Source organism: Pseudomonas sp. HTZ2, from assembly GCF_033173945.1.
In the GTDB taxonomy this organism is placed as follows: Bacteria; Pseudomonadota; Gammaproteobacteria; order Pseudomonadales; family Pseudomonadaceae; genus Aquipseudomonas; species Aquipseudomonas guariconensis.
Genome location: NZ_CP137332.1, coordinates 5,196,586 through 5,209,145, shown reverse-complemented (window position 1 = coordinate 5,209,145; position 12,560 = coordinate 5,196,586). Strand labels below are relative to the sequence as shown.

Annotated in this window: 14 protein-coding genes; 4 read left to right on the top strand and 10 right to left on the bottom strand. The window is 62.0% G+C overall.

The features are described from left to right. Positions 1-21 precede the first annotated feature (21 nt). Entirely contained in the window at positions 22-993 is a 972-nt protein-coding gene (locus tag R6G97_RS24230) for a magnesium and cobalt transport protein CorA (protein ID WP_043209804.1), read from the top strand. Positions 994-1,069: 76 nt separating this feature from the next. Here the strand turns inward: R6G97_RS24230 and R6G97_RS24225 are convergent, their stop codons facing one another. After that, positions 1,070-1,804: an amidotransferase gene (locus R6G97_RS24225; protein WP_043209801.1), complete on the bottom strand. Its 735-nt coding sequence runs from the start codon at positions 1,802-1,804 to the stop codon at positions 1,070-1,072. 529 nt (positions 1,805-2,333) lie between these two features. On the opposite strand from R6G97_RS24225, the gene R6G97_RS24220 reads away from it, so the two are divergent. Beyond that, positions 2,334-3,134, top strand: coding sequence for a cytochrome c (locus R6G97_RS24220; RefSeq protein WP_197853120.1), 801 nt, complete (start codon positions 2,334-2,336; stop codon positions 3,132-3,134). A gap of 60 nt (positions 3,135-3,194) precedes the next feature. Here R6G97_RS24220 and R6G97_RS24215 read toward each other — a convergent pair whose 3' ends face one another. The 4 genes from R6G97_RS24215 to R6G97_RS24200 all read right to left on the bottom strand — a co-directional run bounded on the left by R6G97_RS24215 (position 3,195) and on the right by R6G97_RS24200 (position 6,594). Then, entirely contained in the window at positions 3,195-3,527 is a 333-nt protein-coding gene (locus R6G97_RS24215) for a ribonuclease E inhibitor RraB (RefSeq protein WP_043209796.1), read from the bottom strand. Positions 3,528-3,710: 183 nt separating this feature from the next. After that, on the bottom strand, positions 3,711-3,947 hold the full coding sequence (locus R6G97_RS24210; protein WP_043209794.1) for a hypothetical protein: 237 nt from the start codon (positions 3,945-3,947) through the stop codon (positions 3,711-3,713). 154 nt (positions 3,948-4,101) lie between these two features. Beyond that, positions 4,102-6,180, bottom strand: a complete 2,079-nt coding sequence (locus tag R6G97_RS24205; protein ID WP_317847642.1) for an LTA synthase family protein — start codon at positions 6,178-6,180, stop codon at positions 4,102-4,104. A gap of 222 nt (positions 6,181-6,402) precedes the next feature. Further along, a complete protein-coding gene (locus tag R6G97_RS24200; protein ID WP_070573200.1) occupies positions 6,403-6,594 on the bottom strand; it encodes a PLDc N-terminal domain-containing protein in 192 nt (63 codons plus the stop codon). Positions 6,595-6,719: 125 nt separating this feature from the next. Between R6G97_RS24200 and R6G97_RS24195 the strand changes: the two genes are divergently transcribed. Beyond that, entirely contained in the window at positions 6,720-7,661 is a 942-nt protein-coding gene (locus tag R6G97_RS24195; protein ID WP_043209787.1) for a ZIP family metal transporter, read from the top strand. An 89-nt stretch (positions 7,662-7,750) separates the two neighbouring features. Here R6G97_RS24195 and R6G97_RS24190 read toward each other — a convergent pair whose 3' ends face one another. Both R6G97_RS24190 and R6G97_RS24185 read right to left on the bottom strand, forming a co-directional pair. Then, positions 7,751-8,281, bottom strand: a complete 531-nt coding sequence (locus R6G97_RS24190) for a hypothetical protein (protein ID WP_043209784.1) — start codon at positions 8,279-8,281, stop codon at positions 7,751-7,753. A gap of 59 nt (positions 8,282-8,340) precedes the next feature. Next, a complete protein-coding gene (locus R6G97_RS24185; protein WP_090343742.1) occupies positions 8,341-8,862 on the bottom strand; it encodes an ankyrin repeat domain-containing protein in 522 nt (173 codons plus the stop codon). Positions 8,863-9,132: 270 nt separating this feature from the next. Here R6G97_RS24185 and R6G97_RS24180 point away from each other — a divergent pair, with 270 nt between their 5' ends. Further along, on the top strand, positions 9,133-9,405 hold the full coding sequence (locus tag R6G97_RS24180; RefSeq protein ID WP_043209779.1) for a DUF3509 domain-containing protein: 273 nt from the start codon (positions 9,133-9,135) through the stop codon (positions 9,403-9,405). Between the two features lie 101 nt (positions 9,406-9,506). On the opposite strand, the gene R6G97_RS24175 is transcribed toward R6G97_RS24180, so the two are convergent. The 3 genes from R6G97_RS24175 to aroC form a co-directional block, all read right to left on the bottom strand. After that, positions 9,507-10,043, bottom strand: a complete 537-nt coding sequence (locus R6G97_RS24175; protein WP_317847641.1) for an oxidase — start codon at positions 10,041-10,043, stop codon at positions 9,507-9,509. Beyond that, positions 10,043-11,197, bottom strand: coding sequence for an MFS transporter (locus R6G97_RS24170; RefSeq protein WP_317847640.1), 1,155 nt, complete (start codon positions 11,195-11,197; stop codon positions 10,043-10,045). The genes R6G97_RS24175 and R6G97_RS24170 overlap by 1 nt, the downstream gene beginning before the upstream one ends. Positions 11,198-11,309: 112 nt before the next feature. Further along, positions 11,310-12,401, bottom strand: coding sequence for a chorismate synthase (aroC, locus tag R6G97_RS24165; protein ID WP_043209772.1), 1,092 nt, complete (start codon positions 12,399-12,401; stop codon positions 11,310-11,312). Positions 12,402-12,560: the final 159 nt, after the last annotated feature.

Below are 12,560 nucleotides of genomic sequence, written 5' to 3'. Positions count from 1 at the left end.
CAACCGAAGAAGCGGACAACCATGGGGCGAGTCGTGGCATCGGCGGTGTACAGCGCCGGCAGGAAGGTCACCAATATCAGTATCGACGAGGGCAGCGAGTGGGCCCGCAAGCCAGGGCACTTCGTCTGGATCGGCCTGGAAGAGCCCAATGCCGAAGAGCTGGCCAACCTGCAGCGCCAGTTCGGCCTGCATGAACTGGCCATCGAAGACGCCCTGGAAAAGCACAGCCGCCCCAAGCTCGAGACCTTTGGCGACGCCCTGTTCATCGTCACCTATTCCCCGGTGCGCCATGAAGGCAAGCTGGAGTTCATCGAGACGCACATCTTCGCCGGCAACGGCTACATCATTACCTGCCGCAACGGCCATTCCAAATCCTATGCCTTGGTGCGCCAACGCTGCGAGGCGCGCCCGCTGTTGCTCGAGCATGGCGAAGATTTCGTGCTCTACGCCTTGCTCGACTTCGTCACCGAGAACTACCAGCCGGTCAGCGAGGCCATCCACGGCGAGATCGAGGAGCTGGAACAGAGCGTGCTGAGCAATTCGCTCCAAGAAGAGGACATCCAGCGCCTGCACAGCCTGCGCCGGGACATCCTGCGCCTGCGCCGCTACGTGGCGCCGATGGTCGAGGTCAGCGAGGAGCTGCAGCGCCTGAACTTCCCCTTCATCGACAAGAACATGCGCCCGTACTTTAGGGACGTGCAGATCCACGTCACTCGGCAGATGGAAGATCTGGCCAGTATCCGCGACATCGCCAGTCAGACTATCGAGATCGGCATGCTGCTGGAGTCGTCACGCCAGAGCATCGTGCAGCGAAAGTTCGCTGCCTGGGCGGCGATCCTGGCGTTCCCCACCGCCATTGCAGGCATCTACGGGATGAACTTCCAGAACATGCCGGAGCTTGGCTGGCATTACGGGTACTTTGGAGTTCTAGGCGTGATTGGCGTGGGATGCAGTGCGCTGTACGCAAGCTTCAAGCGCTCGGGCTGGCTGTAGCCGTTTGCCGCACGGGCCGATCTTCGAGCTGCTTTGAAGCCTGTGAGAGGCCGCAAAGCGGCCCCCACAGGGCTCTTTATGCCGCGTTTTCCTTGGCCTTGTCCGAGTGCCCGATGAACCGCAGCATCCACTTGCCGACCAGATCGCCCTGGTGGTCTTGCTCCAGGCTGGCGATCGCTCGCCGGTAGACCTCTTCGCCCAACACATCCTGGCGCGCGTCGAGCAAGGCGCGGGAGTAGTCATGGACAAACTCCGGATGCCCTTGGAAGCACAGCACCTGGTCGCGGATGTGGTAGGCCGCATTGGGGCAGAAATCGCTGGAGGCGATGACCGTAGCACCCTCAGGCAGCTCGGTAACCTGGTCCTGGTGACTGATCAGCAGGGTCAGTTCGGACACTTCAGGATCCATCCACGGCGCATGGGCCGCCAAGGAATAACGGTGGATACCCAGGCCCCAGCCCTGATCGGCCCGCGCGGTCTTGCCGCCGAGCACCAGCGCCAGCACCTGATGGCCGAAACACACACCCAGTAGCTTCTCGCCACGCTCGTAGAGCTTGAGCAGGTAGGCCTTGAGCGTCTGGATCCACGGATCGGAGCCGAACGAGTCCGCCTTGCTGCCGGTCACCAGGTACGCATCGAAGGTTTCGCCCTCGGGAGGGTACTCGCCGTTCATCACGTTATAGACGTGAAACTGCGCTGCGATCGGCTGACGCGAGAACAGCTGCTCGAACATCCTTCCGTAGCCCTGATACTGCGCGGTCAACTCCGGTCGCAGGACATCGGTTTCCAGGATGCAGATGCGTAACGACATAGGGATAGTCCTGAACGACGTGTGTGGGATTTTTGCTGTAGAGACTGACGCGAAACCTACCTACAAGCAAGTAGGATGCACTGACGAACGGTCACTAATTTCACCGGGGCGCTCGTTCATGCCGCACCTGTCTAGCCAGAGGATGCCAGCGTGATAGCCCTTGGCCTCATAAACGAAAGAAATCAACGAATCTGCCAATAGAACAAAGGGTTCTCAAACATGGATAACGCACACCCTACTGTTGGTTGTATATCCAGACACACGAGGCATGCACGACCGGCGTCACCGAGCGCCGTTGCGATCGACCCGAAGCAAGACAAGGAAGCCAAGGGCTATTCAGGAATAACAACAAGAAGGCGGTCCGCCATGTTCAGACAATCGAAAGTACGCCAAGCCGGGCTCATTCTCTTCGCCACGACCTTGCTGCTCATCCTGCCGAACCTGACACGCTTGTTCGGATAAACGCAGCCGTGGCCATTGTTGGCATTGCACAGGTAATCTGCCGACCACTCAAGGTTGGAGATTACCCATGCGCAATTGCTTTGCCCTATTGACCTTGCTGTTCTGTCTGCCGCTATCGGCGGCGCAATTGCATCTGGAATTCGGTCATACCGCGCGCCAGTGGCAAAGCGAGGCATTGCTGGCACACCCACAGGCCCAGGACATCAGTATCGAGCAGGATGTCTCCTACAAGCGCTCCATGCACTACCGCGCTGTGCCATTGAGTGCACTGCTCGAGGGGGTTGGCCCCAACGATCATTTGCAAGCCGTCGCGCTGGATGGCTTCGCCGCCGAAATGCCTGCCGCGCCCTTGCTCCAGGCCGGCCCCGCACGGGCCTGGCTGGCCGTGGAAGACCCGGCCAAACCCTGGCCGGCGCTGGGCAACGGCAAACCGGGTGCCGGGCCGTTCTACCTGGTGTGGACCGACCCTCAAGCCGGGAACATCCGCCCAGAGCAATGGCCGTTCCAGATCACCACGATTCGTCGCCTGGCACCGGTGCAGGAGCGCTTCCCTGCCCTACTGCCCGACCCCACGCTCGCAGCGAACGATCCGGTACGCCAGGGCTTTGCTCTGTTCCAGCAGAACTGCCTGGCGTGCCACCGCCTCAATGGCGCAGGCGATGCCCAGTTCGGACCAGACTTGAACGTGCCCCACAACCCCACCGAGTACTTCCAGCCGGGCTTTTTGCGCCGCTACATTCGTGATCCGCAAAGCCTACGGCAGTGGCCCCAGGCGAAAATGCCAGGGTTTGCCGAAAACGTGCTGAGCGAGCAAGAGCTCGACGCATTGATCGCCTACCTGGCGCACATGGCCAAGCGCAAGCCTTGAAAGGTTGTGCCGCCGGCGCAGCCTGCAAAGGGCCGCACAGCGGCCCCTGGCCTAGGGTATTCAGGCGACTGGCCGCTCCTGCTTCACGCCCCATCCCTCGACCTCGCCCCCAAAGGGCGAGACGACCTGCTCGAAGGCCTCCTCGAAGGCCCCGATCCCTCGGTAGGTGGCGTACATGATTTTGCTCAGCTCCAGGTGCCAAGCGCCGTCGTCCAGCTCACGTACCTGGGCATTGAGGGATTCACCGCGGAACTGTCCGGCCGCACGCCGGGCACCAGCCTCGTCAGGGAACACCGCATAGAACTCGATGGGATGGATTCGGGTGAAGTCGAAACCGCCAGCTTTCATCTGGCGAAGGACATTGCTGCTGATATCGTCGTTCTGGCTGCTCATGAAACGTCCTCCTACAAACGCAATGGATAGACTTTCCGTGCACAACGCACCTGCTTTGCACAATCGAGTGCCTGGCAGATCGAGCTAATGAGAGACGCGAATGGAGCCGACGCGGATCCGCAGAAAGATCCGGGCCTCGTCTGAGCGTAGTGCCTGCTGGCTCACAACGCCAGCGCAGCGCGTTCAGGGTCTTTCTTCGATGCGGGTGATGGAGACGCCGCTCTGCTCCTTGAGCCAGCGCACGGTGGGGAATGGACTGCGGTCCTGGAAGTCATTGAGGTCAAGTTCATCGATGACCGGGAACAAATGCGAGCGGATCAGGCGGGCGGCTTGCTCATCGCTTGGGCGTTGATCGCCGTTGTAGAGCAGTGAGCTCTGTACGCCATTCTGGTCGACGAAGGTGACTTCCCACTCTTTCATTGAATTGTCCTCTCAATCAAAGAATACCGGGTATGTGCTGCCAGTATCCTTGACCGTCGACGAGGGCGTTTGTTCAGTTCACCGCAGTGGTGGGAAAGCCCGCCCCACAAGTGAAGGCTTGGCCATCACCTGTGGGAGGGAGCGCGCGAGGGCGTCAGTCCTTGGGCACGCCATGGACGACACCGGCGGTGTTGTCCATCAGGCTCTTGGTCGCCGTCTGGATGTAGGACTCGAGGTTCTTCAGCAGCTCAGGCTGGTCGGGGCTCTCGATCAGCTCGGCCTTGAACTCGCGACCCAGCTGGTAGCGATACAGGCGCGGGGTCATGTCCTTGGACTCGATGAGGATGCGGTCACCCTTGACCAAGCCAACGATCTGCTCGCTGCCCGACGGCTTGATGATGCCCACGCCCGGGTCGCCCTCAGGCAGGTTCAGCAGGTCACGGCCCCAGCACTGGTGGCGGGTCTGGCCACCCAGGCGGCCCATGATGGTCGGCACGATGTCGACCTGGGTACCCACGGTGTGGTTGACCGCACCGAACTTCTCCTGGATCCCCGGGGCGATCAACAGCAACGGCACGTTGAAGCGGCCCAGGTCCAGCTCGGTGACCTGTTGCTGGTTGCCGAAGCCATGGTCGCCGACGATGGCGAACAGGGTGTCCTTGAAGTACGGCTCCTTGCGCGCCTTCTCGAAGAACTGGCCAAGTGCCCAGTCGGAATAGCGCATGGCCGTGAGGTGTTCGTCCAGGCGGCCCTGGCCTGTGACCTTCTCGACCGGCAGGTCCTTGGGCAGCGCATACGGGGTGTGGTTGGAGAGCGTCTGCAGCAGCGCGTAGATCGGCTTTTTGCCATCGTGCTTGGCCAATTCCTCGTTGCCCCGGTCGAACATGTCCTGGTCGGACACGCCCCACGTCGGGTCGGAGAACACCGGATCGACGAAATCGTTACGGCCAATGAAAGTGGTCATACCCTGGTTGCCGAAGAAACCGGACTGGTTGTCCCAGGCGAAATCCCCGTTGTAGACGTAGACATCGTCGTAGTCACGAGCGCTCAGCAGCGCTGGCAGGCCAGACAGCTTGTGCCCCCCTTCCGGGGTCTGCATCAGGTATTCGAAGCCAGGCAGGTTCGGGAAGCACGCCATGGTAGCGAACATGCCCTGGTGGGTGTGGGTGCCGTTTGAGAAGAAACGGTCGAACAGCAGGCCTTCCTTGGCCAGCTTGTCGAAGTACGGCGTGATGTTATTCGGGCTGCCGAGGGCGCCCACCGAATGACCGGCGAAGCTTTCCATGAGGATCACGACGACGTTCTTGACCGGCAGGGTGCGGTCAGCGGGCGGCTGGAAGTCACGGCGCACAGCCGCTTCGTCGGCATCGACCAAGGTGTCGTGAGGGGTCAGCAACAGATCACGCACGGTTTGCGTGGCCACGTCCTGCTCGACGGTGGGCTTCCAGATATTGGCACGGTCTTCACCGAAACGGCTCTTGGCCGCGTCGATCAGGGTCAAGGTGCCGTTCAGGCCAAGCTGGTTGACGAAGTTCGAGTCGGTGGTGAAGGCATCCCCCCAACGCATCGGCGGGCCCTGGCGCAGGGTGCCACGGGCAGCCACGACGGCTACCAGCAGTACCACCATGAACACTGCCAGGCGGTGGTACCAAGGGGCGATCCGACGTGGAGCCAGGCTCTGGGAGGCTCCGCCATTGCGGGTCAGGCGGTCGATACCCTTGAACAGCAGGCTCAGCAGCCAGGTCCCGAACAGCCAGGCCAGCAGGTAGCGCACGACCGGGAAGCCGTACCACAGCATGCTCAGGACGGTCTTGGGGTCTTCCTTGATGTACTGGAACACCAGGCCGTTCAGGCGCTGGTGGAACTCGCGGTAGAAGTCCATTTCCATCAGGCCAAGGAACATCACCACGCTGGACGTCAAGGTCAGCCAAAGGCGGAAGAACCCGCGACGGGCCATAGCCCAAGGGCTGAGCAACGCCAGCAACAGCGGAATGCTCAGGTACACCACCACCCGCAGGTCGAAGCGCAGGCCGTTGAGGAATCCTTCGGCGACGGTGGAAGATGGGGTGTCGCCGATCATGTCGCTGTTGTAGATCAGCAACGCCAGGCGAACCAGGCTCAGCATCAGCATGATCACCAGGCCGCTGAGCAGCGTATAGGCCAGGTGCGATTTGAGGGTCGGCGCGAACGGAGCCGGCACGGCCCGTTGCTTCAAGGCATCCGTGTTAGCCATGAATGAGGGGATCCTAGGATTGCGGGTTTGCGGAAAGGCGAAATCGCCCTGCTACCTGAAGGGCCCGGCCATCAAAGCACGGCTATTGGGCCAACGCAGCATTGTGCGGCGCGGATTTTCGATAATCCAGTGTGAAAATTTCGTCACGAGCCGGCGTTTGCGGTGTCTAGCAGGCCCATTGGCGGATAAACCTGCCAATGGGCCGGATTGGTACCGCTGCCTTCAGAATTTCAGGTTGCCCCTGGGCCCGGCGATGGCCCAGATGATCAGCCCGATCACCGGCAGCAATACGATCAACAAGATCCAGAGCACCTTGATGCCCACCTCGGCGCCGCTCTTGAGCACGTGAAGAATCGCCCAGATGTCCAGGGCGAGAATGATGAGCCCGACAAGGCTGTTGAAGGTGGACCCCATGCGACTGCTCCTGGCAAAAGATTTGCTGCCAAGCATAGCCGGCTATTGCGTCGATAGAATGGAATGCTTGGCCGCTGGAATAGGTCAATGGCTAGACTGCGTTCATACATTGTCACGAGGTCCGCATGCCCCCTGCCCACGCTCCTGAAAGTCCTGCTCCCGCCTCGCTGTTCAACGCCTGGCGGCAACAAGCCGCGACCACCCCATGGCTCAGCGCCGGCCTGGGCCTGAGCCTGTTGGTCGTGCTCGGCCTGCTCGCGGCCAGCCTGTGGAATGCCATCCATGGCGACCATGCCGACAACCTGCACTTGGCGCTGCTGGGTGGGCTGTCAGGGTTCGGCGCCACAGCCCTGGGCGCGGTGCTGGCAGTGGTGCTGCGCGATGTCAGCACGCGCAGCCAGGACGTGATGCTCGGCTTTGCCGCCGGGATGATGCTCGCGGCCAGTTCCTTCTCGTTGATCCTGCCAGGCCTGGACGCTGCCCGGGAAATCACCGGCAATGGCCCGGCAGCGGCCTTCACCGTGGTGCTGGGGATGGGATTGGGTGTGCTGTTGATGCTTGGCCTTGATCGCTTCACCCCGCACGAACATGAAAGCACTGGCCCTTGCGGCCCAGAGGCGGAGCGCATCAACCGGGTGTGGTTGTTCGTGCTGGCGATCACCCTGCATAACCTGCCCGAAGGCATGGCCATCGGCGTGAGCTTCGCCAACGGCGACATGAACATCGGCCTGCCGCTGACCAGCGCGATTGCCATCCAGGACATCCCCGAAGGCCTGGCCGTGGCCCTGGCTCTGCGCGCGACAGGCCTGTCGAACCTCAAGGCGGCGCTGGTGGCGGTCGGCTCCGGCCTGATGGAGCCGCTGGGTGCGGTGATTGGCCTGGGTATCTCTACCGGCTTCGCACTGGCGTATCCGGTGAGCATGGGCTTGGCGGCGGGTGCGATGATCTTCGTGGTGTCCCATGAAGTGATTCCCGAAACCCACCGCAATGGGCACCAAACGTCGGCAACCCTGGGCCTGATGGGCGGATTCGCGGTGATGATGTTCCTCGATACCGCGTTGGGCTGACGCTACCGCCTCATCAGGGGGTAAACCCGCTCCCGGCAGGTCCGCATCGATACCTGCGGAAGCGGGACCACCCGCGAACGAGCAGCCCATCAGACGTGAACAGCGACCTTCAATGCTTCCAACGCCGGCTCGACCTTGATCCCCACCTCAGCGCCCAACTCCAGCACTCGGGCCAGGTCGTTCTGCCCCACCATCACCATCTGCAACTCGTCATCGAGCAACTGGCTGAAGTTGACCAGCACATAACCGCCGGCCTCCTTGTTCAGGGCCCCCATCTGGACCTGGATGCGATTGAGCGCGGTCAGCGGCTCGGTGCGCGCCAGCTGCTTGGGCTTGAGGTTGAACGGCACACTCTTGTCGAATGAGTCGGTGATGCGTTCGAACAGCTCTTGGTAGCTATCGGCCTGGAACAGCACGGTGTCCGGCAGGCTGCCGACCACCACCCATTCACCCAGTGGGATGGGGAAGCTGTCGTCGTAGTTGATGTCTGGGTTGGCGGCCAGGAAGGCGGCGGGATCGGCGTAGGCCTGGGCTGCTTCGTCGGCGATGCGCTCGATGTCTTGCTCGCGCATGCAGCCGGCGCCGATGAGGCTGATGAGTTCGGACAACTGGTTTTTCATGGGGGGCCCCTGCGCTGGCGAAAAAGTCGCCAAGGATAGCCGCAAATGCCCCCTGAGGGTTAGCCGGCCAGCGTCTGCAGGCGCGCGGCAGTGTCCGGTGCGCCCATGGTCTGGGCGGCGACCAAGGCAGTGGCGCCACGGGCATCCTGGCGTGCAGGATCGGCACCTTGAGCCAACAAGAACTCGAGTATCTCGCTGCGGTTGAACATCGCCGCGAGCATCAGGGCGGTACGACCGTCCTCGGCGGCGGCATCCACTGGCACGCCATGTTCGATCAGCAAGCGGATCATGGCCAGGTCACCCTTGAATGCGGCTCCCGCGATGGGCAGTTGACCGTTGTCGTTGGCGATCAGCGGGTCGGCGCCATGGGCCAGCAGCACACGCACCGCGTCGATGTGGCCATGGTAGCTGGCCAGCATCAGCAAGGTGTCGCCCTTGTGATTGCGCAAGTTGGCGGGCAGACCGCTCTGCAGCAGGCGCTCGAGCATCGGCGCATCGCCGCGCCGGGCACGCTCGAAGACTTCTTCGGCAAATGCGGCCGTCTCTTCGTCAGTCATGGCGGTGGGCTGTTGGTCGGACATCTGGAACCTCCTGGCAAGAAAAGAGCCCAAGTCTTCGTCAGGCACTGCCAGGCGGTCAAAGGTTCAGATTCTATCGGCTCGAAAGACAAACCTTATGACTCTTGCAAATTGCACTGTGCAAAATGCACGACCATGCGAAATGCACGGTTGCCCAGATTTAGTTTATTCACAACTCATTGATTTTAAAGGTATTTTTCAAATCGGCGAGGATGGCACGGTCACTGCAACACTCAACTCACGTCTGCCCATACAACAGTCAGGAGTTGAGATATGGACCTCATCCAGGAAAAGTTCGCCTCGGTATTCTGCGCCTATCAAGTCGAAACCCAGCCTCGCCCCGACGGCGGTATCCAGCTGACCCTGCGGGCAGCCGATGGCAAGGTGACTCGCCGTGCATTGACCTACGCACAGTTGCACAGCGCCGAGCAGTTGTCCTGGGCGATCAGCGCCATCCGCCGCGACTTGGCCGAACAGGCCAGTGAGCTTCCAGTGATCTCGATGTTGCAGAGCCAGCAGCGTTTTGCCCTGCCGACCTATCGCTGATGCGGCGCGACTTTCGCGGGTAAACCCGCTCCCACAGGTGTTCCATCGTTCCAAAGGCGGTGGAGTGGCTGTGGGGGCGGCTTATCCGTGAAAAACGTACCTCAAAACTCATCCATGCCGGCAAACTGCCGGGCCGTCGAATCGCCGGTGAACTGCGGCTGCATCCCCGATTCGCTGCCAAACAGGCGCAACGCCAGGCAGAACGGGTTGTCCCCCAAGTCCACCCAACGGCGCACGCCGGCGGGAATCACCAACACGTCGCCCTTCTCGCACAACACCGCATACACGTAGTCGCCCAGGCGCAAGCTGACCTGTCCGCGTCCGCCAATCACGGCAAACACTTCAACCGCTTCGTGCACATGCTCATCGCGAAGGTCAGCCTGGCTCGGGTCAAGGCCATCGCGGTTGAGCAGGCCGAACGCGACGCTGCCATGTGTGGTCATCAGTTGGTCCAACAGCCCATGGCATTTGGCCAACACTTGCTCATGAGCTGTGCCCGGGCGGATGCGCAGCTCATCGGTACGGCGCTCCAGGCGCACACCCTGCTCGGCGAGGGTGGCGGCGATATCGTCGTGGTGGGTCAGCACCTTGTTCGGCAACTCGGGGGTGTAGAGATGGAAAACGCTGAGAATGCTCATCAGGGGCTGGTCCTGGTCTGTTTCGAACAAAGGGCAATGATAACGGCTGCCGCGAGCGCCGCGACGCTGGCCATACCAAAGGTGAAGGACGGGCCCAGCAGTTTCCAGCTGTAGCCCGAATAGAGTGCGCCCAGGGCACCGCCGGTGCCAGACAAGGCCGCATACAACGCCTGCCCCTGCCCTTGCTGACGCGCGCCGAAGCTACCTTGGACGAAGGCAATGGCTGCGGCATGGAAACAGCCGAAGGTCGCCGCATGCAGCAGCTGGGCAAACACCAGCACCGCTGGAATATCCGCAAGATTCCCCAGCAACAGCCAACGCAGCGCCGCCAGCAGGAAGCTCGCCAATAGCACAGGGCGCACTGAAACCCGGGCGAAGATTCGACTCATGGCCATGAATACCAGCACTTCGGCCACCACCCCCAGCGCCCACAGCAAACCAATGGCGCCACGGGTGTAGCCCAGATGTTCCAGGTGCAGGGTGAGGAAGGTGTAGTAAGGGCCGTGGCTGAGCTGCATCAGCGCCACGCACACATAGAACGCCATTACACCCGGCGCCGCCAGTTGCCGCAGGAAGCCCCCTGCCCCCTTGCGCTCGGCATGCTCCACCGGCTGGGCATTGGGCACCCAGAGGCTCGCGATGAAAATCCCGGCCATGATGGTCACCAACGCCACCGGGTAGATATCCAGGCTTAGCCACTCGAACAGCCGTCCCAGGCCGACCACGGTGAGGATGAAACCGATCGAGCCCCACAGGCGCACCTGGCTGTAGCGCGAGGTTTGCCCGTGCAGGTGCGCCAGGGTGATCACCTCGAACTGCGGAAGCACCGCATGCCAGAAGAACGCATGGAGCGCCATCACCAGTGCCAGCCAGGCGTAGCTTTTGTCGATGAAGATCAGCGAGAAGGTGGCCAGAGTCGACAAAGCGCCCAGGCGCACGATCAGCAACCGTTGGCCGCTGCGATCCCCCAGCCAGCCCCACAGGTTGGGTGCGATGCAGCGCATCAGCATGGGAATGGCCACCAGTTCGCCGATGCGTGCCGGCGAAAAGCCCAAATGGTCGAAGTACAACGCCAGGAACGGCGCGGTGGAGCCGAGCAAGGCGAAGTAAAAGAGGTAGAAGCTGGATAGGCGCCAGTAGGGAATCGGGGGCATGGGCGGGGCCTTTGGTTGCCTGTGCCGGCTCCTTCACGGGGGACCGCTCCCACAGGACCTGCGGTAGTCCTCTAGGAGCGGGTTTACTCGCGAAGTGACCCGTGCGGACGAATCAGCGCTGGCCCAGCACCGGGGTATTCACCTTCACATCGGCGTTCTGCGCACGGTGGCGCAGCAGGTGATCCATCAGCACGATAGCCATCATCGCCTCGGCGATCGGCGTGGCACGGATGCCCACGCATGGGTCGTGACGGCCCTTGGTGATGACCTCGACCGGGTTGCCGTCGACATCGATGGAGCGGCCCGGGGTGGTAATGCTCGACGTCGGTTTGAGCGCCAGGTGGGCGACGATCGGCTGGCCGGAAGAGATCCCGCCCAGGATGCCGCCTGCGTTGTTGCTCAGGAAGCCCTCAGGCGTCAGCTCATCGCGGTGCTCGGTGCCACGCTGGGCGACACTGGCGAAACCGGCGCCGATCTCCACGCCCTTGACGGCGTTGATGCTCATCAAAGCATGGGCAAGCTCCGCGTCCAGGCGGTCGAAGATCGGCTCGCCCAGGCCAGGCATCACGCCCTCGGCGACCACGGTGATCTTCGCGCCGACCGAGTCCTGGTCACGGCGTAACTGGTCCATGTAGGCCTCCAGCTCCGGCACTTTGTCAGGATCAGGACTGAAGAAGGCGTTGTGCTCGACCGACTCCCAGGTCTTGAACGGGATTTCGATCGGGCCCAGCTGGCTCATGTAGCCACGCACGCGGATGCCTTGGGTGGCCAGGTACTTCTTGGCGATGGCGCCGGCAGCCACGCGCATGGCGGTCTCGCGGGCCGAACTGCGGCCGCCGCCGCGGTAGTCGCGGATGCCGTATTTATGGTGGTAGGTGTAGTCGGCGTGGGCTGGGCGGAACAGGTCCTTGATCGCCGAATAGTCCTTGGATTTTTGGTCGGTGTTGCGGATCAGCAGACCGATGGAACAGCCGGTGGTACGACCTTCGAACACACCCGAGAGGATTTCGACCTCATCCGGTTCCTGGCGCTGGGTAGTGTGCCGGCTGGTGCCCGGCTTGCGGCGATCCAGGTCGTGCTGCAGATCGGCCAGGGAGATTTCCAGACCCGGAGGGCATCCATCGACAATGGCGACCAACGCCGGGCCGTGGCTTTCGCCTGCGGTGGTGACAGTGAACAGCTTGCCGTAGGTATTGCCGGACATGGACGCTCCGCGAATCTGCCTGAATGTGAGGGAGGCGGGCAGTATACGGAAATTCCCTTTATTCGGGTGGTCGGTTCAGCCCCTTCGATCACGCTCAAACCTAGGGGAGTGGGTTCATCGGCGAAGGGGCATGAGAGAACCTTCGGTCAGCCACCCGGT